Genomic DNA, 24,106 nt, shown 5'->3' on the forward strand with positions numbered 1-24,106 from the left:
GTGATCACGACCGTCGGTGTGCTGGCCCTGCAGGGAGACGTCCGCGAGCACCTCGCGATGCTCGAGGCGTCCGGCGCCCGCGCCGTGCCGGTGCGCCGTCGCAGCGAGCTGGACGGCGTCGACGGCTTGGTGATCCCCGGCGGCGAGTCCACGACGATCGACAAGCTGCTGCGTGCGTTCGACCTGCGCGACCCGTTGCGCGAGCGCCTCGCGCAGGGCATGCCGGCGCTCGGGTCGTGCGCGGGCATGATCCTGCTCGCGGACCGGATCGTCGGTGGCACCGTCGATCAGCAGACGCTCGGCGGGCTGGACATCACGGTGCGGCGCAACGCGTTCGGGCGTCAGGTGGACTCGTTCGAGACCGACCTGGAGGTCGCGGGCGTGCCGGACTCACGGGCACGCCCGGTGCACGCGGTGTTCATCCGGGCGCCCTGGGTGGAGGAGGTCGGCCCGGGCGTCGAGGTGCTCGCGCGGGTCGAAGGCGGGCCGGCCGCCGGTAGGATCGTTGCGGTGCGTGAGCGCGACGTGGTCGCCACGTCCTTCCACCCGGAGATCACCGGGGACCTGCGCCTGCACCGCCTGTTCGTCCAGATCGTCGAGGGGTAGTCATGTCCGGTCACTCCAAGTGGGCCACGACCAAGCACAAGAAGGCCGTCATCGATGCCCGGCGCGGCAAGCTCTTCGCCAAGCTGATCAAGAACATCGAGGTGGCCGCCCGGGTCGGTGGCGGTGACCCGGCGGGCAACCCCACGCTCTACGACGCGATCCAGAAGGCCAAGAAGTCGTCGGTCCCGAACGACAACATCGACCGCGCGGTCAAGCGCGGGTCCGGTGCCGAGGGCGGCGGGGCCGACTACCAGACGATCATGTACGAGGGCTACGCCCCCGGTGGCATCGCGGTGCTGGTGGAGTGCCTGACCGACAACCGGAACAGGGCCGCGTCCGACGTCCGGGTCGCGTTCACCCGCAACGGCGGCCAGATGGCCGACCCGGGCTCGGTCTCCTACCTCTTCTCGCGGCGTGGTGTGGTGATCGTGCCCAAGGCCGACGCCGTCACCGAGGACGACGTGCTGACCGCCGTGCTCGACGCGGGCGCCGAGGAGGTCAACGACCTCGGCGAGGTGTTCGAGGTGATGAGCGAGGCGTCCGACGTGGTCGCGGTGCGCACCGCCCTGCAGGACGCGGGGATCGACTACGACTCGGCCGAGGCGCAGTTCGTCCCGGCGACGCAGATCGAGGTCGACGTCGACGGCGCACGCAAGGTGCTGCGCCTGATCGACGCCCTCGAGGACAGCGACGACGTGCAGAACGTGTTCGCGAACTTCGACGCGTCCGACGAGGTCATGGCTGCGCTCGACGAGGAGTGACCTCGCGCGTCGGTCCGCGGGATGCTGCGGGCCGCGGGGGAGACTGACCGCGTGCGCGTGCTCGGTGTGGACCCGGGGCTGACCCGGTGCGGCCTCGGGGTGGTCGACGCCCTGCCGGGTCGGCGCGCCCGTCTGGTGGAGGTCGGCGTGGCACGCTCCGCGGCCGACGCAGACCCGGCGCTACGCCTCGTCGAGATCGGCGACGTGGTGGAGCGCTGGCTCGACCGGCACAGCCCGGACGCGGTCGCGGTGGAGCGGGTGTTCGCCCAGCACAACGTGCGGACCGTGATGGGGACGGCCCAGGTCTCCGGCGTGGTCATGGTCGCCGCGGCGAGGCGTGGCATCCCGGTCGCGCTGCACACCCCGAGCGAGGTCAAGGCTGCGGTGACCGGGAGCGGTCGGGCCGACAAGGCGCAGGTCACGTCGATGGTCACGAGGATCCTGGACCTCGACGAGCGGCCGTCGCCCGCGGACGCGGCCGACGCGCTCGCCCTGGCGATCTGTCACCTGTGGCGCCCGGCGGCACCGACCGGACGTGGCGCGGCCGGACGCACCCCGGCGCAGGCGGCCTGGGCCGCGGCCGAGGCCGCGGCGCGCCGCGGTGCCCGCTGAGGCTGCGGTTGCTAGCGTCTGTCGTACAGGTGTTCGGTCACGCGCCGTGACGGCGGGACACACGTGAGGACTGGAGGAGCCCGGTGATCGCCTCGGTGAACGGCCGTGTGGCCGCGGTGCGGCTGGACGCGGCCGTCGTGGAGGTCGGCGGCGTCGGCCTGCTCGTGCAGGCCACCCCCACGACGCTGGCCGGGCTCCGGGTCGGCCAACCCGCGAACCTGGCGACGTCGCTGGTGGTCCGAGAGGACTCGCTGACGCTGTTCGGCTTCGCCGAGCCCGACGAGCGGGACGTGTTCGAGCAGGTCCAGACCGTCAGCGGGATCGGCCCGCGTCTCGCGTTGGCGATGCTCGCGGTGCACAGCCCGGACGCACTGCGCACGGCCGTGGCCACGGAGGACCTCGGTGCACTGCAGCGGGTTCCCGGGATCGGGCGGAAGGGCGCCCAGCGGCTCGTCCTCGAGCTGGCCGACCGGCTGGGCGCGCCGTCGGGCTCGGCAGCGACACCGGCGCCCGCGACCGCCGACCGGCGCGGCGAGGTGGTGGAGGCACTGGTCGGCCTCGGCTGGGCGCAGAAGGTCGCCCAGGGCGCGGTGGACAAGGTCGTGCCGGACAGCGAGTCGGTGACCGACGTCGCGGCGGTGCTCCGCGCGGCTCTGCGGTCCTTGGGCGGCGGCCGTGCCTGACGAGGAGGACGTGACCACCGAGCGGATCGTGGCTCCCGGCGCGGAGGAGGCCGAGCGCGCGGCGGAGGCCGCGCTACGTCCTCGGCGGCTCGCCGAGTTCGTGGGGCAGCGCGTGGTGCGTGACCAGCTCGAGCTCGTTCTGCACGCGGCGATCGGGCGCGGCCGGGCGCCGGACCACGTGCTGCTCTCCGGTCCGCCGGGCCTGGGCAAGACCACGCTCGCGATGATCATCGCGGCCGAGCTGGGCGCGTCCGTGCGGGTCACCTCGGGTCCGGCGATCCAGCACGCCGGCGACCTGGCGGCGGTGCTCTCCTCGCTCGAGGAGGGCGAGGTGCTCTTCCTCGACGAGATCCACCGCCTCGCTCGGCCGGCGGAGGAGCTGCTCTACGTCGCGATGGAGGACTTCCGGGTCGACGTCGTGGTCGGCAAGGGCCCGGGTGCGAACGCGATCGGGCTGACCCTGCCGCCGTTCACCGTGGTCGGCGCGACCACGCGGGCCGGTCTGCTGCCGTCCCCGCTGCGGGACCGGTTCGGGTTCACCGCCCACCTCGACTTCTACGACACCGACGAGCTGCGCCGGGTCCTCGTGCGCTCGGCGGGCCTGCTCGGCGTCGAGCTGAGCGAGGATGCCGCCGCCGAGATCGCCGGTCGGTCGCGGGGCACGCCGCGGATCGCGAACCGGCTGCTTCGCCGGGTGCGGGACTGGGCGGAGGTCCGCGGGGACGGGCGGCTGGACCTGGCCGCCGCGCAGTCGGCACTGGCGGTCTACCAGGTCGACGAGCTCGGCCTGGACCGCCTGGACCGTGCCGTGCTGTCGGCCCTGTGCGAGCGGTTCGGCGGCGGCCCGGTCGGGCTCACCACGCTGGCCGTCGCGGTGGGTGAGGAGCCGGAGACGGTCGAGACGGTCGCCGAGCCGTTCCTGGTGCGTGAGGGCCTGATGGGGCGGACCCCGCGGGGGCGGATCGCGACACCGCGCGCCTGGCAGCACCTGGGCCTCGCCGAGCCGTCGGGCGCACCTACGCTCTTCGACTGAGGGGCGCGGGGAACCGCCGCGCCCGGAGCGGCGTTAGGGCGGGGGAGCGGGCGTCACCTAGACTGCCCCCCGGCTTCTCGCGACCAAGGACGTGATCATGGACCCCCTTCTCCTCGTCATGCTCGTCGTGCTGTTCGGCGGTATGTGGTTCATGTCGAACCGCTCCCGCAAGCAGCAGCAGGCGGCTGCGGCGTTCCGCGACCACCTCGAGCCCGGGCAGGAGGTCATGACCGGCTCGGGGATGTACGGCACCGTCGTGGGCGTCGAGGGTGACGTCGTCACGCTGGAGACCTCGCCCGGCGTGGAGACGCGCTGGTACAAGCCGGCGATCGCCAAGCTCGTCGAGCACCCCGAGGCCGAGGAGTCGTACGACGAGGACGACGAGTACGACGAGGACGACTACGACGGCGATGAGTACGAGGACGACGTCGACGACGACGCCGAGTACGACGACGTCGAGGACGACACCGAGGACGAGGACGGCCCGGACGAGACGCCCGGCATGATCGAGGACAACCGCCGGGACTGAGCGCACCGTCGCGCCGTCCTACCACCACACGAGAGAAGACTGACCGTTGGCCACACCGACCCGCCGTGAGCGGCCGGCCCGCACCCTGATCACGTTGGGCGTCATCATCGTCGCCCTCTTCGGAACGCTGTTCGCCGGCGTGAAGTGGTCGGACGCCACGCTGACCCCGAAGCTCGCGCTCGACCTCGAGGGCGGTACGCAGCTCATCCTGCGGCCGATCACCGAGGACGGCGCCGAGGTCACCGACCAGGACATCCAGCAGGCGATCGACATCATCCGCCAGCGTGTGGACGCCTCCGGTGTCTCCGAGGCGGAGATCACCTCGCAGGGCTCCGGCCAGAACCGGAACATCGTGGTGGGCCTGCCCGGCACGCCGTCGCAGGAGACGCTCGACCTGGTCCGGCAGTCGGCGATGATGTACTTCCGTCCGGTGATCAAGGTCGCCGGGCCGTCGGTGACGGACCCCGAGACGGCCGCGAGCGACCTGGGCACGCCCGCGGACGCCTCCGACCTCGCGTGGCTCACGCAGGACGTGCTCGACGAGTTCGCGGCGCTGGACTGCACCGACCCGGCCAACCTCACCGGCTCGGGCTCGAACAGCGGTGACCCCGAGGCGCCCCTGGTGACCTGTGCGGCCGACGGCACCGCGAAGTACGTGCTCGGGCCGGTCGAGGTCAGCGGCACCGAGATCTCCTCGGCGTCGTCGGGCCTACGGGTGTCCTCGACGGGCCAGATCTCGAACGAGTGGGTCGTGAACCTCGAGCTCAACGCCGAGGGCACCACGGCGTTCCGGGAGACCTCCACGCGTCTGCTGGACCTGGAGTCCCCGCGGAACCAGTTCGCCATCGTGCTCGACGGCCTGGTGATCTCCGCGCCGCGGATCAACAGCGTGATCCCGAACGGCAAGGCCGAGATCTCCGGGTCGTTCACGCGCGAGTCGGCCGCGACCCTGGCCCGCCAGCTGAACTTCGGCGCCCTGCCGCTGAGCTTCGAGGTGCAGAGCCAGCAGACGATCTCCGCGACGCTCGGGTCCGAGCAGCTGCAGAAGGGTCTGCTCGCCGGCCTGATCGGTCTGGTCCTGGTCGCCGTCTACTCGATCTTCCAGTACCGAGCCCTCGGCTTCGTCACGATCGCCTCCCTGCTGGTGGCGGGGACCATCACCTACGGCGTGATCGCGCTGCTCTCGTGGACGCAGGGCTACCGGCTGAGCCTGCCCGGCGTCGCCGGTCTGATCGTCGCGATCGGTATCACGGCGGACTCGTTCATCGTGTACTTCGAACGTGTCCGAGACGAGCTGCGGGACGGCCGTACGCTGCCGGCCGCCGTGGCTCAGGGATGGTCGCGCGCCCGGCGGACGATCCTGGCCTCGGACACCGTGAACTTCCTGGCGGCCGTGGTGCTCTACTTCCTCGCGGTCGGCGGGGTGCGCGGCTTCGCGTTCACCCTCGGCCTGACGACGATCATCGACCTGGTGGTCGTGTTCATGTTCACCCACCCGGTGATGGCCCTGCTCGCGAAGACCCGGTTCTTCGGTGAGGGTCACGCCTTCTCCGGTCTCGACCCGGAGCAGCTCGGAGCGAGGTCGCGCTACGTCGGTCGCGGTCGCGTGGTCGGAGCCGACGAGAACGCCGAGGGTGAGCGTCGGATGACCATCGCGGAACGGCGCGCCGCGGAGAAGGCGGCTGCCACGACCGGGACGTCGGGCGCCGAGGGGAAGGACGCCTGATGGCCAGCACGCGGATGGGCCGGTGGGGCTCGGACCTCTACACCGGCAAGCGGTCGTACCAGATCGTCGGTCACCGGCGCCGGTGGTATGCGATCTCGGCGACGATCATCGTGATCTCGGCGCTGCTGCTCGTGACCAAGGGCCTGACGCTGAGCATCGAGTTCCGTGGGGGCTCGGAGTTCACGCTCTCGAACGTCAGCGACACCTCGCAGCAGCCGGCGATCGACGCAGTGACCGCGATCCAGCCGGACGAGGTCCCGCGCGTCTCGGTGGTGGGTGGCAGCTCGCTGCGCGTGCAGACCGGCCAGCTCGACGACGCCCAGACGCAGGAGGTGGCGGCCGCCCTGGCCGCCGCGTACGGCATCCCGACCGACCAGGTCTCCACGACCTACATCGGCCCGAGCTGGGGCAAGGACGTCACGGACAAGGCCGTGCGCGGCCTGATCGTGTTCCTCGTGCTCGTCACGCTCGTGATGACGATCTACTTCCGCAACTGGCGGATGGCCGTCGCGGCGCTGGTGGCGCTCGTGCACGACATGATCATCACCGTCGGTCTCTACACCGGCACCGGCTGGGAGGTCAGCCCCGCGACCGTGATCGGCTTCCTGACCATCCTCGGGTACTCGATCTACGACACCGTCGTGGTGTTCGACAAGGTGCGTGAGAACAACGAGCGCCTGCTCGAGCAGAAGCGGTTCACGCACGCCGAGCTGTCGAACCTCGCGGTCAACCAGACGCTGGTCCGGTCGATCAACACCTCGGTCGTGGCGCTGCTGCCGGTCTCCGGCATCCTGTTCATCGGCGCGTTCCTGCTGGGTGCGGGCACGCTGCGGGACATCGCCCTCGCGCTGTTCATCGGCATCATCGCCGGGACGTTCTCGTCGATCTTCATCGCGACCCCGGTCGAGGTGTCCCTGCGTGAGCGCGAGCCGGCCGTGCGCGAGCACACGAAGGCCGTGCTCGAGGCGCGCGCCGCGGCCGGGATGACCGCCGAGGACGTGGCCGCCGAGCCGGTGCGGGTCGGTGCCTCGGTGCCGGGTCAGCACCTCGGGGTCGGCGCCCAGCCCAAGCGGCGCAAGACCAACCGCGGGCCGGGGAGGACCTCGTGACGGCGGGGTCGCTGGTCGAGCGGGCCGGCGCGCTCATCCACGACGTGCCGGACTACCCCGAGCCCGGCGTCGTCTTCAAGGACATCACTCCGCTGCTCGGCGACGGTCCGACCTTCACCGAGGTCGTCGCGCACCTCGCCGAGCAGGCGCCGCCGGTCGACCTGGTGGTCGGCATGGAGGCCCGCGGGTTCATCCTCGGCGCGCCGGTGGCCTACGCCCTCGGCGTCGGCTTCGTGCCGGTGCGCAAGGCGGGGAAGCTGCCGCGTGAGACCTTCTCCGGTGCCTACGACCTCGAGTACGGCAGCGCCGTGCTCGAAGTCCACCGGGATGCGTTCGCGAGCGGGTCGCGCGTGCTGGTCGTCGACGACGTGCTGGCGACCGGCGGCACCGCGGCGGCGACGGTGGAGCTGCTCGAGCACGCGGGCTGCGCCGTCCCGGCGATCTCGTTCCTGATGGAGCTGACGTTCCTGCACGGCCGTGAGCGCCTCGCGGGGCACAACGTCCAGACCTTGCTCACGTACTGAGGCCTTCGCGCGACGCACCTAGAATCGATCCACGGACAACCGGGAGGGTCGATGGCGGAGCGCGACGCAGCAGGCGTCCCCGTCGGCGGCGCGCCCGTGACGGCGACGCCGGCGACGCTGCGTGAGCAGCAGCTCGGTGCCGCGCGGGCACGGTCGTGGCGCGACCGCCTCGTGCCGCGCTCCGGGGGGAGCGCGACGCCCGCCCTCGAGCCGGTGCTGCAGGCGGTCCGCTCGAACCACCCGAAGGCCGACACGTCCGTCGTGGAGCGCGCGTACGCCGTGGCCGAGCGGGCGCACCGCGGCCAGCTGCGCAAGAGCGGCGACCCCTACATCACGCACCCGATCGCGGTGGCCACGATCCTCGCCGACCTGGGCATGACCACGTCCACGCTGGCCGCGGCCCTGCTGCACGACACGGTGGAGGACACCGACTACTCGCTGGACCAGCTCCGGAGCGACTTCGGAGACGAGATCGCGAAGCTGGTGGACGGCGTCACCAAGCTCGACAAGGTCGTGTACGGCGAGGCCGCGCAGGCCGAGACGGTCCGCAAGATGGTCGTCGCGATGGCGCGCGACATCCGCGTCCTGGTGATCAAGCTGGCCGACCGGCTGCACAACGCACGGACGTGGAAGTACGTGCCGCAGGCGTCGGCGGAGCGCAAGGCGCGCGAGACGCTCGAGATCTACGCGCCGCTCGCGCACCGGCTCGGCATGAACACGATCAAGTGGGAGCTGGAGGACCTGTCCTTCGCGACGCTCTACCCGAAGATCTACGAGGAGATCGTGCGGCTGGTCTCCGAGCGCGCACCGGCACGCGACGAGTACCTCACCACGGTGCGCGAGCAGGTCTTCGCGGATCTGCGCGCGGCGAAGATCCGCGCCGTCGTGACCAGCCGGCCCAAGCACTACTACTCGATCTACCAGAAGATGATCGTCCGCGGCCGCGACTTCTCCGACATCTACGACCTCGTCGGGGTCCGTGTGCTGGTGGACACGGTCCGTGACTGCTACGGCGCGCTCGGCGCGCTGCACGCGCGATGGAACCCGGTGCCGGGCCGGTTCAAGGACTACATCGCGATGCCCAAGTTCAACATGTACCAGTCGCTGCACACCACGGTGATCGGGCCGGGCGGCAAGCCGGTGGAGATCCAGATCCGGACCCACGACATGCACCGTCGTGCCGAGTACGGCGTCGCCGCGCACTGGAAGTACAAAGACCAGGTCAAGCACCCCAAGGGTGGAGCGCCCGACTCCGCGACCGACATGGCATGGCTGCGCCAGCTGGTCGAGTGGCAGCAGGAGACCGCCGACCCGAGCGAGTTCCTCGACTCGTTGCGGTTCGAGATCCGCGGCTCGGAGGTCTACGTCTTCACACCGAAGGGCGAGGTCATCGCTCTGCCGTCGGGGTCGACGCCGGTCGACTTCGCGTACGCGGTGCACACCGAGGTCGGTCACCGGACGATGGGCGCGCGCGTCAACGGGCGCCTCGTGCCGCTCGACTCCGAGCTCGAGAACGGGGACGTGGTCGAGGTCCTCACCTCGAAGTCGGAGACTGCCGGCCCGTCGCAGGACTGGCTGAACTTCGTCAAGAGCCCGCGCGCACGCAACAAGATCCGCCAGTGGTTCTCGAAGGGCCGTCGCGAGGAGGCCATCGAGCACGGCAAGGATGCGATCGCGAAGGCGATGCGCAAGCAGAACCTGCCGATCCAGCGGTTGCTCTCGCACGAGTCGCTCGTCACGCTCGCCAACGAGATGCGCTACGCGGACGTCTCGGCGCTGTACGCGGCGGTCGGCGAGCAGCAGGTGTCCGCCCAGACCGTGGTGCAGCGGCTCGTGCAGTCCCTCGGCGGGGAGTCCTCGGCGGAGGAGGACCTCGCCGAGACGACCCGGCTGGGCCAGCCGCGCACGCGGGCGCGGGCCGGCGACCCGGGCGTGCGGGTCAAGGGGGTGGGGGACGTCTGGGCGAAGCTCGCGAAGTGCTGCACCCCCGTCCCGGGTGACGACATCGTCGGGTTCGTGACCCGCGGCGCGATCAGCGTGCACCGCGCCGACTGCGGGAACGTGGTGGGGCTGCGCAAGCAACCGGAACGCATCGTCGAGGTCGAGTGGGAGCCGGGCGCCGGGTCGGTGTTCCTCGTGCAGATCCAGGTCGAGGCGATCGACCGGAGCCGGCTGCTCTCGGACGTGACGCGGGTGCTGTCCGACCACCACGTCAACATCCTGTCCGCCACGGTCTCCACCAGCCGGGACCGGGTGGCGCTGTCGCGCTTCGTGTTCGAGATGGCCGAGACGACGCACCTGAACACCGTGCTCGCCGCGGTGCGCAAGGTGGACGGCGTGTACGACGTCTACCGGATCACGGGCGCACGCCAGCACGAGCTCGACGCCGGCGTGTAGTCCGGACGTACCGACCGCGCGCACCGATCGCGCCGTACGCGCACCGATCGCGGCGCGCGGGACAGGTCGCGACGGTCCGTGCCACGGACATCGCAGGAGGCCGGGTACCGTCGGGCACCCGGCCTCCTCGCGACGATCAGCGGGACTCGGCCGCCGCGCGTTCGACCTGCTCGAGCCAGGCCCGCCGGGCCGCGAGCGCCTCGGTGGCCTCCTTGATGCGCCGGGAGTCCTTGGCTGCCTTGGCCGCTTCGAGGTCGTCCTCGAGCTGGGCGATCGCCGCCTGGAGCTGTGCGCCGAGGCCCTCGGCACGGGCGCGCGTCTCGGGGTTGGTCCGCTTCCAGTGCGCGGACTCGGCGTCCCGCACCGCCTGCTCGACGGCGCGGAGGCGACCCTCGACCCGCTGAATCTCCGAGCGCGGGACCTTGCCGGCCTGCTCCCACTTCTCCTGGACCTCGCGCAACGTGGACTTCGCGGCCGCGAGGTCGGTCACCGGGACGAGCTTCTCCGCGCGCCCGAGCAGCTCGAGCTTGACCTCGAGGTTGGCCTGGTACTCGGTGTCCGTGGCACGGTTCGCCGCGTCGCGTGCCGCGAAGAACTCGTCCTGGGCGGCGCGGAACCGAGCCCACAGCGCGTCGTCGTCCTTGCGCCCGGCCCGGCCGGCTGCCTTCCACCGGGTCATGAGGTCCCGGTAGGCGGACGACGTCGCGCCCCAGTCGGTGCTCGTGGACAGCGACTCCGCCTCGGCGACGATCGCCGCCTTGGTCTCCTTGGCTGCGGCGTTCGACTTCTCCAGCTCGCTGAAGAACCGACGCCGTTCGCGATCGAACGCGGAACGGGCGTGGCTGAACCGCTTCCAGAGGGCGTCCTCGGTCGGCCGGTCGATCCGCGGACCGTTGCGCTGCGCGTCCTTCCACTGGTCCAGCAGAGCGCGCAGCTGCTCACCTGCGGGGCGCCACTGGATCTTGGCCGGATCGGTCGCGACGATCTGCTCAGCCGCCTCCACCAGGGCGGTGCGGGCCTCGACCGCCGCGGCCTTCGCTGCCGCGCGCTCCGCCTCGGCAGCGGCCTTGCGCTCGGCGGCGACGGACCGCAGCGCGTCGAGTCGCGCGCGCAGGTCGTCGAGGTCGCCCACCGCGGCCGGTTCGGCGAGCTCCTCGGCGAGGTGCTCGAGCGTGGTGTCGATCTCCTTGGCGGGCAGGTCCGTCCCGAGCCGCGCCTCGAAGAGCAGGACCTTGGCGCGCAGATCGGCGAACCGCCGCACGTACAGGGCGAGTGCCTCGGTGGCGTCCGCGTCCGGGTACTGGCCCACCACGCGCTCTCCGGCGGCCTCACGGACGTACACGGTGCCGTCCGGGTCCACCCGGCCGAAGGTGGCCGCCTCGGCCTCCTCGGCGGGAGTGAGGTCCGGCGGAGCGGGCACCGACGGTGCCGCCGGTGCGGCCGCTGCGACCGCCGCAGGCGTGGGCCGCGGGCCGGGCCGGGGGGCGGGCTTGGGACGCGGAACCGGCTTGGGCCGAGGCGCGGGGGCGGCCTGCGCGGTCGCGGCGCCAGATTCCTCCGCGGGGGCGGCGGCCTCCTCGACGGGCGTCACTTCGTCTGCCGGGGTGGCTTCCCCGGTGGCGATTGCCTCGTCTGCCGGGGCAGCCTCGTCGGCGGGCGTCGCCTCGTCTGCCGGGGCAGCCTCGTCGGCGGGCGTCGCCTCGTCTGCCGAGGTGGCCTCGTCGGTGGCCGTGGCCTCGGGTGCAGGCTCCGGCACGGTCTCGCCCGGCGACGCGTTCTCGGTCTCGTCGGTCGCAGGGGCCTCCTCCTGCGGGGTGGCGACATCCGCCGGAGCGGCGTCAGCCGTGGACGACGCGTCCTCGACGGCCTGCGCGGGTGCGGAGTCGTCCGCGGAAGCCTCGGTGTCCGCTGCGGCCGGGAGGGACTCGGCCTCGGCGGGAGCCGTCGGTTCGCCCGTGGGGGGTGCGGGTTCGGGCGCGGGCGCGGTCTCGGGGTCGACCGCGACCGGGTCCACCTCGGGTCGGTTCTCGCTCACTCGACTTCCACCTTCTCGATCGTCACCTTCGTCACCGGCGTCTCGGTCCCGTCCTCGACCCCGGCATCGGCCACCTGCTGCAGCACGTCCAGGCCACTCGTGATGGTGCCGAGGACCGTGTAGCCGCCGGCGCTGTCGGCCGGGATCGTGGAGTCGCCGTACACCAGGAAGAACTGGCTTCCCATGCTGTAGGCGTCACCGGAGACCCGAGCCATCGCCACCGTACCGGCTGGGTACACGTCGTCGGCAGGCGCGTTCTCGATCGGACCGAACCGGAAGTCCGGGCCGCCGGTGCCGTCACCGTTCGGGTCGCCGCACTGGAGCAGCTTGAACGCGTCGGCGGTGGTGAGTCGGTGGCAGGTCGTCTGCTCGAAGAATCCGTCCTGCGCGAGCGTCACGAAGGCAGCGACAGCCTGCGGCGCCGCGTGGCCGTCGAGCGAGAGCGTCAGGTCACCGGCCGAGGTGGTGATCGTCGCGGTCCAGGTGCGGTCCTCGGCGATCGAGGGGTCCGGAGCCGCAGCGGTCGGGTCCGCGGTCGCAGTGTCCGTCGCGCCGTCCGTCGCCGTGTCCGTGGCGCCGTCCGTCGCGGTCGCGGCCGCGGAGTTCAGCTCGTCCATCACGCTGCTGAGCTCGGCCTGGTCGCGGAACGACCCGATCACCGTCCAGACGATCCAGGCCACACCGGCCAGCACGAGCGCTGCCAGCACGATGCCACCGAACCGACGCCGCTGCCGTTCCTTCGCCTGCGCGGTCTCCACGTGGGCCTGCCACTTCTCGGCACGGCGACGCGCGTACTCCCGCTCCCGCTTGCTCGACACTCCGGCTCCCGTCGACTCCTCGGCCCGCCGCTGTGCGAGCACCGCACAGTCTAGGCAGTCCGGCCGCCCGAACCGGACGTGGCGTGCGGCGCGGCTAGGCTGCGTCCGTGCTCCTGCGGACCGTCGAGGCGCCCCTGCTCGGGGCCACGTGCGTCCTGCTCGTGGACGAGGCCGGCGGAGTGGTCGTCGTCGACGCCGGTGGAGGCGTCGCGGACCGGGTGACGCGGATGGTCGCGGCCGAGGGGTGGAATCCCGTCGCGGTGCTCGCGACGCACGGCCACGTCGATCACACCTGGGACGCCGGGCTGCTCTGCCAGCGGTGGGGGGTGCCGCTGCACATCCACGAGGCCGACACCTACCGGCTCGCGGACCCGTTCGGCTCGCTCGGACCGCTCGGGCCGCAGCTGCGTGCCATGGCCGGGCTGCCCGACCCGCAGGACCCACCGCGGGTCGCGACGTCGCCGGCCGAGCCCTGGGTGACGGCGCCTCTCGACCTGCCGTGGGACGGCGCGATCGGTGCGCTCCCGCTGCCCGGGCACACCGAGGGCTCGACCGCCTACCGGGTCGAGGTCGACGGTGCTGCCGTGCTGCTGACCGGTGATGTCCTGTTCGCGGGCTCGATCGGGCGGACCGACCTGCCCGGTGGCGACGATGCGACGATGGCGCGGAGCCTCCGGCTGCTCGCCCGCGAGGACCCCCTGACCCAGGTCGTCCCGGGGCACGGTCCGCGCACCACGATCGGCGCCGAGCTCCGCACGAACCCCTACCTTCGCGCCGCGCGCTGAGCGGCGCAGACCGGAGAGGAACACGCATGGCACGTCCGACCCCGCTGTCCGGCTTCCCCGAGTGGCTGCCCGCCGGTCGGATCGTCGAGCAGCACGTGCTCGACGTGCTCCGCGACACGTTCGAGCTGCACGGCTACGTGGGCATCGAGACGCGCGCCGTCGAGCCGCTCGACCAGCTGCTGCGCAAGGGCGAGACCTCGAAGGAGATCTACCTGCTGCGCCGCCTCCAGGAGGACGACGAGCGGCCGGCCGACCGCGGGCACCGCGAGACCGAGCAAGGGCTCGGCCTGCACTTCGACCTCACCGTGCCGTTCGCGCGCTACGTGCTGGAGAACGCCGGCCGACTCACCTTCCCCTTCAAGCGCTACCAGATCCAGAAGGTCTGGCGCGGCGAGCGGCCCCAGGACGGTCGGTTCCGCGAGTTCGCCCAGGCCGACATCGACGTGGTCGGCCTGGGCGACCTGCCGTACCACTACGAGGTCGAGGTGCCGCTCGTCGTGGCCGAGGCGTTCGGCCGGCTGCGGTCGATCGGCATGCCGCCGGTCCAGGTGCTGGTGAACAACCGCAAGGTCGTCGAGGGCTTCGCGCGCGGTCTCGGCCTGGACGACGTGGACGCCGTGCTCAGGTCGGTCGACAAGCTGGACAAGGTCGGCCCCGAGGTCGTCGCGGAACTCCTTGCCGCCGAGGCCGACGCGACCACCGTCCAGGCCGAGGCGGTGCTCGCGCTGGCCGCGGTCCGAGGGTCCGACACGGCCGTGGTCGACGACGTGCGCGCCCTCGCGGCGGCTCACGGTGCGGGGTCCGAGCTGCTCGAGGTCGGGCTCGCGGAGCTCGCGCAGCTGCTCGAGGCGGCTGCGGTGACCGCGCCCGGCACGCTCGTCGCCGACCTGAAGATCGCCCGGGGCCTCGACTACTACACGGGATCGGTCTACGAGACGGTGCTCGTGGGGCACGAGCACCTGGGTTCGATCTGCTCCGGAGGGCGGTACGACTCGCTCGCGAGCGACGGCGCGACGACCTATCCGGGTGTGGGCATCTCGGTGGGTGTGTCCCGGCTGGTGTCCCGCCTGCTCTCGGCCGAGCTCGTCACGGTGACGCGCACCGTGCCCAGCGCCGTGCTCGTCGCGGTGACCGACGAGGCCGGCCGCGCCGACTCCGATCGCATCGCCGCGGCGCTGCGGGCACGGGGGATCCCGACGGAGGTGGCGCCGACCGCCGCGAAGTTCGGCAAGCAGATCCGGCACGCCGACCGGCGGGGCATCCCGTTCGTGTGGTTCCCCGACTCCGGCGAGGTCAAGGACATCCGGTCCGGCGAGCAGGTCCCGGCCGACCCGGACAGCTGGGACCCGCCTGCCGACGACCTCCGGCCCCGGGTCGTCCCGACGAGCTGAGAAGACCTCTTTCGGGTCTTTCCCTCCGGTTTTGTCCGACTCATCCCATCTTCGGCCCTATAGTCGACCCCGTTGTCAGGGGGGAAGCAGGGGGCCATGGGGGAGAGTTCTGCCGTCGGCGTGCTCGATCGGCGTCGGGCGCGCGACGGGCGTGATGTGGCCGGGGCGTCCGCGCCCAGAGGCGATCGTCTGCCGCCACCACCGCGTGAGCGGCGCCCGTTGCTCGCCGCCCTCGCCGTCCTGCTCATCGTCGGCGGTGCCGCGGTCGCGGGCCTGCTGGCGCTGCGTCTCGACGAGCGCGTCCAGGTGGTCGTCGCCGCGCACGACATCGCCAACGGGTCGCAGCTCACCGCCGACGACTTCACCACGACGGCTGTCGCCTCGGAGGGCACGCTCCTCATCCCGGCAGGGCAGCTCGACCAGGTCGTCGGGCAGTACGCGCGGGTGCCGATCGCCGCGGGGCAGCTGCTGGACACCACGATGCTGTCCGCGAGCGGCGCGCTGCAGCCCGGGCTGGTGGCCGTGGGGGCCGGCCTCGCGGCCGGGAGGATGCCGGCCTCGGGGCTGCAGCCGGGCGACGTGGTCGAGCTCGTCCGGGTCGGTGACGGCACCGGAACGGTGCTCGTGCCGGACGCGTACGTCTCGTCGTCGTCCACCGGCAGCGAGGACCAGCTCGGCTCCGGTGGCACGGTCGTGACGTTCATCGTCGACGAGTCCGAGGGTGCGGAGGTGGCCGCGGTGGCGGCCGACGGGTCGCTGGCCGCCGTCCTCGTCTCGCGCGGCGACGCGAGGGGTTGACGTGCTGCTAGGGGTGGCGTCGGCGAAGGGGGCGCCAGGGGTCACGACAACCGCCCGTGTGCTCGCAGCGGTCTGGCCGACGGAGGTGGTCCTGGCGGACTGCGACCCCGCCGGGGGAGACCTGGCCCTGCTGGCGCGGACACCGGCCGGCGAGGTGCTCGACCCCGACCGTGGGCTCCTCTCGCTGGCCGCGGACGCCCGGCGTGGCGTAGGGGCGCGTGACGTGGCGGCGCACCTGCAGCACGTCGACGGCGGTACGGCCGTGCTGTGCGGGATCGGAGCGCCCGAGCAGATGACAGGTCTGGGCCCGATGTGGCCGACCCTTGCGCAGCTGCTGCATCGGCTCCCGACGGCCAACGTCGTCGCCGACCTCGGGCGCCTGGTGCCGGACACGCCGGTGCTGCCGCTGGTGCAGGCGTGCGACGCGCTGGTCATGATCGTGCGCCCGAGCGTCGAGGCCTTCGGCCACCTGCGCGAGCGACTGCGGTGGCTCGCGTCGCTCGAGCAGCTGCCCGGCGGCGCACCGGCCGTCGGCGTGCTCGTCGTGACCGAGAGCAGCGACCGACGCTCGGCGACCGACCTCCAGCGGCTGCTCGCGAGCTCCGGGATCACGGTGCCGGTGCTCGGCACGATCGCGCTCGACCGGCACGCGGCCGACGTCGTGCAGGGGCGCCTCGACCGGGGCCTCTCCCGCTCGCTCCTGGTCCGTTCCGTCCGCTCCCTGGTGCCCTCGCTGCGGGCGCTGGCCGACACTCGTGGGTTCGCCCACGCACAGGTGTGACCATGGCGATCGACCAGGCCCTCGTCCGCAGGCTCCGCGAGGAGGTCGCGGACGTCCTCGCGCGCCAGCGTCGGGACGACGCCGCCGCGGGGAACCCGCCGATGTCCGGGGAGGACGAGCGGCAGTTCGCCCGGGCGGTGATCAACCGCGTGCTGGACGGGCACGCGAGGGCGGAGGTGAGCGCCGGTCGCACGCCCCTGAGCCCGGTGGAGGAGGAAGAGGTCTCGTCGGGCATCCACGCCGCCCTGTTCGGCGTCGGACGGCTCCAGCCGCTGCTCGACGACCGCGACGTCGAGAACATCGACATCAACGGCTTCGACCACGTCTTCGTGCAGTACGCCGACGGGCGCGAGCTCAGGATGCCGCCGGTCGCGGACAGCGACGACGAGCTCGTGGAGCTCGTCCAGATCCTCGGTGCCTACTCGGGGCTGACGAGCCGGCCGTTCGACTCGGCGAACCCGCAGCTGGACCTGCGTCTGCCGGACGGCAGCCGGCTGTCGGCCGTGATGGACGTGTGCGCTCGGCCTGCGGTGTCCGTGCGACGTGCCCGCCTGGCGCGCGTGCACCTGGACGACCTGGTGCGGTTCGGCTCGATCACGCCGGACCTCGCCGCGTTCCTGTCGGCCGCGGTCGCGGCACGGAAGAACATCATGATCGCAGGCGCGACGAACGCCGGGAAGACGACCCTGCTCCGCGCTCTCGCGAACGAGATCCCCGCGCACGAGCGCCTGATCACGGTGGAACGGGCACTGGAGCTCGGGCTCGGGGAGTTCGCGGACCTGCACCCCAACGTCGTGGCGTTCGAGGAGCGGCTGCCGAACTCCGAGGGCAGCGGCGCGATCACGATGGCCGAGCTCGTGCGCCGCTCGCTGCGGATGAACCCCAGCCGGGTGATCGTCGGCGAGGTGCTCGGCGACGAGATCGTCACGATGCTGAACGCGATGAGCCAGGGCAACGACGGCTCCCTCTCGACCATCCACGCCAACAGCTCGATCGAGGTGTTCAACCGGATCTCGACCTACGCGATCCAGTCCGTCGAACGGCTGCCGGTCGACGCGACGATGATGCTGATCGCGGGAGCGATCGACTTCGTGGTCTTCGTGCAGAAGCACAACGACTACCTCGAGGGCGGCCGTCTGCGGCGGTTCGTCGCCTCGGTGCGTGAGGTCAACGGGGTGGACGGTCGTGTGCTGTCCAGCGAGGTGTTCGCGCCCGGACCGGACGGCGTCGCGATGCCGGCGGCCCCGATCGCGTGCATCGACGACCTCGTGGCGGTCGGGTACCGCCCCGGCTACGCGATGGCTCGGGGGCACCTGTGAGTGCCACGACGATCGGCATCGTCCTCGCCGGGCTGGTGATCGGTCTCGGCGGGTTCCTGCTCGTCCTGGCGCTGGTCGGCCGACCGGCCGGGGCGCGCGAGCAGCGCCCACGCCGCACCGCACCGAGGGTGGGCCGGCGCGCGATCCTGGCCCTGGCGGCCGGCCTCGTCGTGCTCGTGGCGACCCGGTGGCCGGTGGCCGCGGTCGGGACGGTGGCCCTTGCCCTCGCCGGTCCGGCGTTGTTCGGCGGCGCGCGGCTCGAGCGGGAGGCCATCGCACGCGTCGAGGGGCTCGCCGCGTGGACCGAGTCGCTCCGGGACACCATCGCCGGTGCCGTCGGCCTCGAGCAGGCCATCCCGGCGACCGTCTACGCCTCGTCCCCGGCGATCCGGCCGCAGCTGCGCCTGCTCGTCGACCGCCTGCGCGTGCGTGTCCCGCTCGCCGTGGCGTTGCAGCGGTTCGCGGACGATCTCGACGACCCGTCTGCCGACCTGGTCGTCGCAGCGCTGATCCTGAACGCGAAGCTCCGCGGGCCCGGGCTCCGGCAGGTCCTCGGCTCGCTGTCGGAGGCGGCGCGCGCGGAGCTCGACATGCGCCAGCGGGTCGCGGCCGGGAGGTCCTCGACACGCCGCTCCGCGCAGATCGTCATGGTGTTCTCCCTGGTCGTGATCCTCGGCCTGAGCGTCGCGAACCGGGCCTACGTCGCCCCGTACCAGAGCCTGACGGGGCAGCTCGTGCTCGTGGTCGTGGCGGGGCTGTTCGCGGCGGGGTTCTGGTGGATGAAGCGCCTGTCGGGGATCGAGCTGCCGGGCCGGTTCCTGGTGGCGACCACCGACCGGGGCGGCGTCCCGGTGCGGACCCCGGAGGTCTCGCGATGACGCCGATCCTGGTCGCCGGGGCGGTCGCCGGGCTGGGCGCCCTCCTGCTCGCGGTGGTGCTTGCGCCGCCGCGGGTCCAGCCCGGCTCGGCCCTGGCCCGGCTCGACCTCGAGCGCGCTGCGCGGCGCCGGGCGGACGTGGGAGCGGCGCCGAGGTCCGGCGACCGGCTCGGCCGACGCGTCGCGAGCCTGCTGGCGGGCCTGGGGCTCCCGCTCACGACCCTGCGTGGCGACCTGGCGATCACCGGCAGCTCCTACGAGCGACACCTGGCGACGAGCACGCTGGCCGCGCTCGTCGGGTTCCTGAGCCCGATGGTGCTGGTCGTGCCGTGGACGCTGGTCGGCGCGGGTGTCGCGCCCGCGGTGCCGGTGGTCCTCGCTGTGGGCCTCGGCGTGCTGGCCGGCCTCGCACCGAGCCTCGTGGTCCGCCATCGCGCCGCGCAGCGCCGCCGGGACTTCCGGCACGTCGTCGGGTCGTTCCTGGACCTGGTGGCGATGAGCCTCGCCGGCGGCCGCGGGGTGCCGGAGGCGCTGCAGAGCGCGTCCGAGCTGAGCAACGGGTGGGCGATGGTGCGGATCCGCGACACCCTGATCGCCGCGCGGCTCCGAGGCGTCACGCCCTGGACGGCGCTCGGACAGCTCGGGGAGGACCTGCGCGTCGACGAGCTGCGCGATCTCTCGGCAGCGCTCGCCCTGGTCGCGGAGGACGGGGCGAAGGTCCGCGACTCGCTGAGGGCGCGGGCCGCCTCGATGCGCCGCCGCGAGCTCGCCGAGGCCGAGGGGCGGGCGGGGGAGAAGTCGCAGTCGATGCTCGTCGCGCAGCTGCTGCTCGCGGTCGGCTTCCTGGTCTTCCTGGTGTACCCGGCGATGGTGACGGTGCTCCATGGTGCCTAGGTTCTGGCCCGCCGACGGCGGGCCCGGTGTGAGTGGAAGGAACAGCATGGAACTCGGACTCGACAACCCGCTCGGGTACCTGTGGCTCCGAGCCAGGGTCCGGCTGGACCGGGCCCGGAGCACCGGCGACCTCGGCGCCTCCGCGATCGAGTGGGTGATCATCACCGGTGTGCTCGTCGCCCTCGCGGCGGCGGTCGGCGTGATCATCTACAACCTCGTCCGGGACCGGGCGAGCGAGATCGCGATCCCGGACGCCCCTGGCGGGGGCGGTAGCGGTGGGGGCGGCGGCAACCCGTGACCTGCCGGCAGGGACGGCTGCACGGGCGGCTGCGCGGCGACACCGGGGCGAGCACGGTCGAGCTGGTGATGTACACGCCGCTGCTGATGCTGACGATCTTCGTGATCGTCCAGTTCGCCCTGTCCTGGTACGGGAACGAGGTGGCCGGCGCGGCGGCACGCGAGGCGGCGCGGGTGGCCAGGGTGGGTGGCGGCACGCCGTCCGCGATCGCGGACGCCGAGGCGGCCGGTGCAGCACTCGCCACCAACGTCGGGGGCAACGGCCTCACCGACGTCGAGGTCGAGGTGGTGGCGCTACCGCTCTCCCAGGAGGTTCGCGCGACGGTGACCGGTCGCTCGGTCGAGATCGTCGCCGGCCTCGCGCCGAGGGTGAGCGCTTCGGTCCAAGGGCCGGTGGAGGTCTTCCGCCCCGATGAGTGAACGCACGTCTCGTGACACCGGGTCGATGGCCGTCGAGGTCGTCGTCCTGGTCCCGGTGATGCTCGGACTCCTGCTGCTCGTCGTGGCGATGGGTCGGTTCGTGTCGGCACAGGGTGTCGCGACCTCGTTGGCCCGGGACGCGGTCCGGGCCGCGAGCCTCGAGCGGGATGCGGACAGCGCACTCGACGTCGCCCGTCGGACCGCCGCAGCCGCTCCCGGCGGGTTGACCTGTTCGCCCGCGGAGCTGGACGGCGCGTTCGCCGCCGGTGGGGTGGTCACCGTGGTGCTCGACTGCCGCGTGTCCTGGGACCAGCTCGGGTTCATCGGTCTGCCCGGCTCGGTGCGGGTGACCGGGACCAGCTCGGCCCCGATCGACGTGTACCGAAGGACCGCGCCGTGAGGCGCCCGGCGGCCCGCGACGAGGGCACAGCATCGGCGTTCGTGATCGGCCTGGTGGTGGCCCTGTTCGTGGTCGCGGGTCTCGTGGTCGACGGGGGCCGCGCGCTCAACGCACGGGTCGCCGCGGCGGACGTCGCCGAGCAGGCCGCCAGGGCGGGCGCGATGCAGGTCGACGTCGACGAGCTGCGGTCGAACGGGTCCCTGGCGCTCGACCCGACGGCCGCTCGCTCGGCGGCCGCGGCGTACCTCGTGAGCCAGGGGTACGACGCGACGACGGCCTCGGTGGCCGCCGACACGACGGCGGTGCACGTGACCGTGCGCGACGAGGTGCCCACCTCGTTGCTCCAGCTGATCTTCATCCCGACGATGGCCGTGTCCGGTGGCGCGAGCGCCCGTGCGGCGCTCGGCATCGTCGACGAGATCTCGCTCCCGGGGGGACCATGACGACGCCGACGCCCAGCCCGCACGCCGCCCGGATCGGGCCCGAGCGCTTCCAGCGATCGGTCGCCGAGGACTCCGACGGGCGGCGCCTGGCTCCGCTGGGGGCCGCGCTGCTGCTGGTCCTGCTCGTGGTCGGGGTCCCGGCGCTGCTGATCTCGCTCGGTGGGGTGCCCGGGCTCCCGACCGGCCTGCCCACCAGAGCCCAGCTGACCGGGACGATCGGCGTGCCGCAGCTCATGTCGGCGCTGCTGTGGGTGGTCTGGCTCGCGTGGCTGCAGTTCACGATCAGCGTGCTGGTCGAGCTGCGCAGTGCGTTGTCCGGGGTGGGGTTGCCGCCCAGGGTCCCGCTCGCCGGCGCGAGTCAACGACTCGCCAGGACGCTGGTCGCCTCGGCCCTGCTGCTGGTCACGGTGGCCGGCCAGGCCACTGCGCTCGAGCCGGGCCAGGGCGCGCAAGCGGGCGCCCCGGTGGCCGTCGTGCAGACCGTGGCGAGCACGGACGAGGGTCGTGAGCCGAGCGCCGTCGCGGACGAAGCCGCTGCCCAGGAGACCCGGACCACGTACTGGCTCGGCGACCTGCAGCTCGACCCCGAGGAGGGCGAGGCCCTCGCCGGTCGGAAGGTCTACGTGGTGCAGCCACCCGAGGGGCGCTACCACGACAACCTCTGGGACATCGCGGAGCGGACGGTCGGTGACGGCCGCCGCTACCAGGAGATCTTCGACCTGAACCGCGGCCGTGCCCAGCCCGATGGTCAGGAGCTCTCCCTCGCCCGGCTGATCTACCCGGGGTGGCTGATCGCGGTGCCGGAGGACGCGACCGGGGTGGAGCGGGTCGAGGTCCGCCAGGTTGCGCAGGCACCGCAGGCGGAGCCCGAGGAAGCCGCGCCGAGCCTCAGCGAAGCAGGCGCCGTCGCGGTGCCGGTCGGCCTGGACCGCACCGCCGACCGCACCGCCGCCGCTGACGTCCAGGTCACGCCGGCCGCGGCCCGGCACGAGGGCCTGGTCGGCGCCGGTCTGCTCGCCGCGGGTCTGCTCGCCACCCTCGAAGGTGCGCGACGACGGCGGCGCAGACGGGCGCCCGAACCGGCGGAGGCCGAGCTGGAGGTCGCGCTCCGGATCGGCGCGGACCCGTCCCGCGCCCGTCGCCTCGACGCCGCTCTGCGTGGCCTCGCCGCAGCGCACCAGGCCGAGCGCCGCCCGTTGCCGCCGGTGTACGCCGCACGGGTCGACGACGAGCAGGTCGAGCTGTGGTGCTCCCCGCCGGCGCCGGCGCCGCCGTCGCCGTGGACGGAGGCGGACGGTGGGCGGCGCTGGGTGCTGTCCTCCGAGCTGGACCACGTGGTGGCCGGCGCGCGGGCGGGGGTGGCCTTCCCGGGCCTGGTCTCGCTGGGCCGTGACGACACGGGCGCCGACGTCCTGATCGACCTCGAGGCTGCCCAGGGCCCGGTCGCCGTCGTCGGTGCGGGCGCGCACGACGTGGTCACGGCGCTGGCCGCCGAGCTGGCCACCAACCTGTGGTCCGCCGAGCTCGAGGTGCACGCGGTCGACCTCCCGCCGGCACTCGAGCAGCTCGGGGACCGGCTGCACCGGGCGGAGGTCGCAGCCGTCGTGGCCGCGTGGCGCCGGGTCCCGGAGGACCGCGACGTCCTGACCGGGCGAGTGTCGTACGGGGGCGGCTCGCTCACCGGCCGCTACCTGATGCTCGGCGCGTTGCCGGGTGCCGCGGAGGCCGAGGCGCTCGGTGCCCTGGGGCACAGCGGCGGGCGCACCCCCTGGGGCGTCGTGTGCGCGGGTGACCTCCCGGGCGCGCGGTGGCAGCTCGAGGTCGAGGGGGAACGGCTCCGGGTCCCGGCACTGGGCCTGAGCGTGCGCGCGAACCGGTTGCGCGCGGACGATGCCGCCGGGATCGCCGGGCTTCTCGACGAGGCGCCGGCGCTCGTTGCGGAGCGGCCCGGCGATCCGGCCCGGCCCGCCGTACCCCTGCCGCCGCGCACGGTCACGCTCGACGCGTTCTTCGCGGCCCCGGTCGCCGTGCGGGTGATGGGCGCGCCCGAGATCACCGGTGCGGGGCCGATCGACGTGGAGCGCCTCGCACTGGCGACCGAGGTGGTGGTGCACGTCGCGATGCATCCGGAGGGGGTCCACCCGGCGGTGCTCGGGGCCGACCTGTGGCCGCGCGGCGTCACCCCTGATGTCGTGGACTCCACCCTCGCGCGGGTCGCGGTGTGGCTGGGATCGGGCGCGGACGGGCGGCCGCGTCTGCGGCCCGATGCGGACGGTCGATGGACCTTGAGCCCCGAGGTGGTCACCGACTGGCACGTGGTGCTGGGGTTGCTCGAGCGGTCGCGACGCACGGCCGACCCACGCCAGGAGCGAGAGGACCTGGCCGACGCGCTCGACCTGAGCCCCGCGGCGGTGCTGTCGCAGCGGCCGCCGGGGCGGTACTCCTGGCTCGCGCGCGCCAGGGACGAGCGCGCTTCCGAGGAGCTGCTCGAGGACGCCGCGCACCGGCTCGGGGCGGTCTGCCTCGCGGACGGCGACCCCGTGGGTGCGGCACGTGCGGCGCGCGACGGCCTGCGCTCGGCACCCCTGTCGGGCCTGCTGTGGCGTGACCTCCTGCGTGCGTCGGCCGCCGAGGGGGGAACCGACGCCGTCCTCCCGGTCGCCGCCGAGCTCGAGCGGACGCTGCACCGCGCGGGTGTGGTGGAGGTCGACGCCCAGACCGCAGCGCTGCTCGACCACCTCGTGCCGGGCACGGTGCGCGAACGTCGCCGGGAGGCATGACCGACCGGACAGAACTCCCGGGGCCCTGGTGGCCCCGGGGCCGATCGCCGGGCTGACCAGCGCGGCGGGACCGACACGAAGCAGGGAG

General features: G+C 73.1%; 24 protein-coding genes. 22 read left to right on the top strand and 2 right to left on the bottom strand.

The genetic code is table 11. The features are described from left to right. The 10 genes from pdxT (at position 1) to OEB99_RS09485 (ending at position 9,980) form a co-directional block, all read left to right on the top strand. Positions 1 to 606 (top strand): pyridoxal 5'-phosphate synthase glutaminase subunit PdxT, encoded by a 606-nt coding sequence (gene pdxT, locus OEB99_RS09440; protein ID WP_318011398.1) that lies wholly within the window; start codon positions 1 to 3, stop codon positions 604 to 606. A gap of 2 nt (positions 607 to 608) precedes the next feature. After that, on the top strand, positions 609 to 1,367 hold the full coding sequence (locus OEB99_RS09445) for a YebC/PmpR family DNA-binding transcriptional regulator (RefSeq protein ID WP_263509802.1): 759 nt from the start codon (positions 609 to 611) through the stop codon (positions 1,365 to 1,367). 51 nt (positions 1,368 to 1,418) lie between these two features. Then, positions 1,419 to 1,979 (top strand): crossover junction endodeoxyribonuclease RuvC, encoded by a 561-nt coding sequence (gene ruvC, locus OEB99_RS09450; protein ID WP_263509803.1) that lies wholly within the window; start codon positions 1,419 to 1,421, stop codon positions 1,977 to 1,979. A gap of 83 nt (positions 1,980 to 2,062) precedes the next feature. Continuing rightward, positions 2,063 to 2,662: a Holliday junction branch migration protein RuvA gene (gene ruvA / locus OEB99_RS09455; RefSeq protein ID WP_263509804.1), complete on the top strand. Its 600-nt coding sequence runs from the start codon at positions 2,063 to 2,065 to the stop codon at positions 2,660 to 2,662. After that, positions 2,655 to 3,695 (top strand): Holliday junction branch migration DNA helicase RuvB, encoded by a 1,041-nt coding sequence (gene ruvB / locus OEB99_RS09460; RefSeq protein WP_263509805.1) that lies wholly within the window; start codon positions 2,655 to 2,657, stop codon positions 3,693 to 3,695. The genes ruvA and ruvB overlap by 8 nt, the downstream gene beginning before the upstream one ends. A gap of 97 nt (positions 3,696 to 3,792) precedes the next feature. Further along, complete coding sequence (gene yajC / locus OEB99_RS09465) at positions 3,793 to 4,224, top strand: preprotein translocase subunit YajC (RefSeq protein ID WP_263509806.1); 432 nt, start codon at positions 3,793 to 3,795, stop codon at positions 4,222 to 4,224. Positions 4,225 to 4,270: 46 nt separating this feature from the next. After that, positions 4,271 to 5,950 (top strand): protein translocase subunit SecD, encoded by a 1,680-nt coding sequence (gene secD, locus OEB99_RS09470; protein WP_263509807.1) that lies wholly within the window; start codon positions 4,271 to 4,273, stop codon positions 5,948 to 5,950. Next, positions 5,950 to 7,059, top strand: a complete 1,110-nt coding sequence (secF, locus tag OEB99_RS09475; protein WP_263509808.1) for a protein translocase subunit SecF — start codon at positions 5,950 to 5,952, stop codon at positions 7,057 to 7,059. Before secD ends, secF begins: the two co-directional genes overlap by 1 nt. Continuing rightward, positions 7,056 to 7,583: an adenine phosphoribosyltransferase gene (locus OEB99_RS09480; protein ID WP_263509809.1), complete on the top strand. Its 528-nt coding sequence runs from the start codon at positions 7,056 to 7,058 to the stop codon at positions 7,581 to 7,583. Before secF ends, OEB99_RS09480 begins: the two co-directional genes overlap by 4 nt. Positions 7,584 to 7,634: 51 nt before the next feature. Further along, positions 7,635 to 9,980 carry a RelA/SpoT family protein gene (locus OEB99_RS09485; RefSeq protein WP_263509810.1) on the top strand — a complete coding sequence of 782 codons (2,346 nt, stop codon included), beginning with the start codon at positions 7,635 to 7,637 and terminating at the stop codon, positions 9,978 to 9,980. A gap of 136 nt (positions 9,981 to 10,116) precedes the next feature. On the opposite strand, the gene OEB99_RS09490 is transcribed toward OEB99_RS09485, so the two are convergent. Then, a complete protein-coding gene (locus OEB99_RS09490) occupies positions 10,117 to 12,015 on the bottom strand; it encodes a DUF349 domain-containing protein (RefSeq protein WP_263509811.1) in 1,899 nt (632 codons plus the stop codon). Beyond that, a complete protein-coding gene (locus OEB99_RS09495) occupies positions 12,012 to 12,875 on the bottom strand; it encodes a peptidylprolyl isomerase (protein ID WP_263509812.1) in 864 nt (287 codons plus the stop codon). Before OEB99_RS09495 ends, OEB99_RS09490 begins: the two co-directional genes overlap by 4 nt. A gap of 65 nt (positions 12,876 to 12,940) precedes the next feature. Here OEB99_RS09495 and OEB99_RS09500 point away from each other — a divergent pair, with 65 nt between their 5' ends. The 12 genes from OEB99_RS09500 (at position 12,941) to OEB99_RS09555 (ending at position 24,018) form a co-directional block, all read left to right on the top strand. Further along, positions 12,941 to 13,618 (top strand): MBL fold metallo-hydrolase, encoded by a 678-nt coding sequence (locus OEB99_RS09500; protein WP_263509813.1) that lies wholly within the window; start codon positions 12,941 to 12,943, stop codon positions 13,616 to 13,618. Positions 13,619 to 13,644: 26 nt separating this feature from the next. Continuing rightward, positions 13,645 to 15,009, top strand: coding sequence for a histidine--tRNA ligase (hisS, locus tag OEB99_RS09505; protein ID WP_263509814.1), 1,365 nt, complete (start codon positions 13,645 to 13,647; stop codon positions 15,007 to 15,009). Positions 15,010 to 15,105: 96 nt separating this feature from the next. Beyond that, entirely contained in the window at positions 15,106 to 15,807 is a 702-nt protein-coding gene (locus OEB99_RS09510) for an SAF domain-containing protein (protein WP_263509815.1), read from the top strand. Between the two features lie 58 nt (positions 15,808 to 15,865). Then, on the top strand, positions 15,866 to 16,588 hold the full coding sequence (locus tag OEB99_RS09515; protein WP_263509816.1) for a CpaE/TadZ family protein: 723 nt from the start codon (positions 15,866 to 15,868) through the stop codon (positions 16,586 to 16,588). Positions 16,589 to 16,590: 2 nt separating this feature from the next. After that, entirely contained in the window at positions 16,591 to 17,907 is a 1,317-nt protein-coding gene (locus OEB99_RS09520; protein ID WP_263509817.1) for a TadA family conjugal transfer-associated ATPase, read from the top strand. Further along, on the top strand, positions 17,904 to 18,785 hold the full coding sequence (locus OEB99_RS09525; RefSeq protein ID WP_263509818.1) for a type II secretion system F family protein: 882 nt from the start codon (positions 17,904 to 17,906) through the stop codon (positions 18,783 to 18,785). Before OEB99_RS09520 ends, OEB99_RS09525 begins: the two co-directional genes overlap by 4 nt. Further along, the gene (locus tag OEB99_RS09530; protein ID WP_263509819.1) at positions 18,782 to 19,678 is read left to right on the top strand and encodes a type II secretion system F family protein; all 897 of its coding nucleotides are present in this window, start codon (positions 18,782 to 18,784) and stop codon (positions 19,676 to 19,678) included. Before OEB99_RS09525 ends, OEB99_RS09530 begins: the two co-directional genes overlap by 4 nt. Positions 19,679 to 19,724: 46 nt before the next feature. Further along, a complete protein-coding gene (locus OEB99_RS09535) occupies positions 19,725 to 19,976 on the top strand; it encodes a hypothetical protein (protein WP_263509820.1) in 252 nt (83 codons plus the stop codon). Next, a complete protein-coding gene (locus OEB99_RS09540; RefSeq protein WP_263509821.1) occupies positions 19,973 to 20,395 on the top strand; it encodes a TadE/TadG family type IV pilus assembly protein in 423 nt (140 codons plus the stop codon). The genes OEB99_RS09535 and OEB99_RS09540 overlap by 4 nt, the downstream gene beginning before the upstream one ends. 25 nt (positions 20,396 to 20,420) lie before the next feature. Then, positions 20,421 to 20,795, top strand: coding sequence for a TadE/TadG family type IV pilus assembly protein (locus OEB99_RS09545; protein WP_263509822.1), 375 nt, complete (start codon positions 20,421 to 20,423; stop codon positions 20,793 to 20,795). Then, entirely contained in the window at positions 20,792 to 21,238 is a 447-nt protein-coding gene (locus tag OEB99_RS09550; RefSeq protein WP_263509823.1) for a pilus assembly protein TadG-related protein, read from the top strand. The genes OEB99_RS09545 and OEB99_RS09550 overlap by 4 nt, the downstream gene beginning before the upstream one ends. Continuing rightward, a complete protein-coding gene (locus OEB99_RS09555) occupies positions 21,235 to 24,018 on the top strand; it encodes a LysM peptidoglycan-binding domain-containing protein (RefSeq protein ID WP_263509824.1) in 2,784 nt (927 codons plus the stop codon). The genes OEB99_RS09550 and OEB99_RS09555 overlap by 4 nt, the downstream gene beginning before the upstream one ends. Positions 24,019 to 24,106: the final 88 nt, after the last annotated feature.

The organism is Actinotalea endophytica (assembly GCF_025717005.1).
Lineage (GTDB): Bacteria > Actinomycetota > Actinomycetes > Actinomycetales > Cellulomonadaceae > Actinotalea.

What these genes read in the sequence shown, in the direction of transcription:
- OEB99_RS09445 (WP_263509802.1), top strand. Translation starts at nt 609, where the DNA reads ATGTCCGGTCACTCCAAGTGGGCCACGACCAAGCACAAGAAGGCCGTC.
- yajC (WP_263509806.1), top strand. Translation starts at nt 3,793, where the DNA reads ATGGACCCCCTTCTCCTCGTCATGCTCGTCGTGCTGTTCGGCGGTATG.
- secF (WP_263509808.1), top strand. Translation starts at nt 5,950, where the DNA reads ATGGCCAGCACGCGGATGGGCCGGTGGGGCTCGGACCTCTACACCGGC.
- OEB99_RS09485 (WP_263509810.1), top strand. Translation starts at nt 7,635, where the DNA reads ATGGCGGAGCGCGACGCAGCAGGCGTCCCCGTCGGCGGCGCGCCCGTG.
- hisS (WP_263509814.1), top strand. Translation starts at nt 13,645, where the DNA reads ATGGCACGTCCGACCCCGCTGTCCGGCTTCCCCGAGTGGCTGCCCGCC.
- OEB99_RS09510 (WP_263509815.1), top strand. Translation starts at nt 15,106, where the DNA reads ATGGGGGAGAGTTCTGCCGTCGGCGTGCTCGATCGGCGTCGGGCGCGC.
- OEB99_RS09520 (WP_263509817.1), top strand. Translation starts at nt 16,591, where the DNA reads ATGGCGATCGACCAGGCCCTCGTCCGCAGGCTCCGCGAGGAGGTCGCG.
- OEB99_RS09530 (WP_263509819.1), top strand. Translation starts at nt 18,782, where the DNA reads ATGACGCCGATCCTGGTCGCCGGGGCGGTCGCCGGGCTGGGCGCCCTC.
- OEB99_RS09535 (WP_263509820.1), top strand. Translation starts at nt 19,725, where the DNA reads ATGGAACTCGGACTCGACAACCCGCTCGGGTACCTGTGGCTCCGAGCC.
- OEB99_RS09545 (WP_263509822.1), top strand. Translation starts at nt 20,421, where the DNA reads ATGGCCGTCGAGGTCGTCGTCCTGGTCCCGGTGATGCTCGGACTCCTG.
- OEB99_RS09555 (WP_263509824.1), top strand. Translation starts at nt 21,235, where the DNA reads ATGACGACGCCGACGCCCAGCCCGCACGCCGCCCGGATCGGGCCCGAG.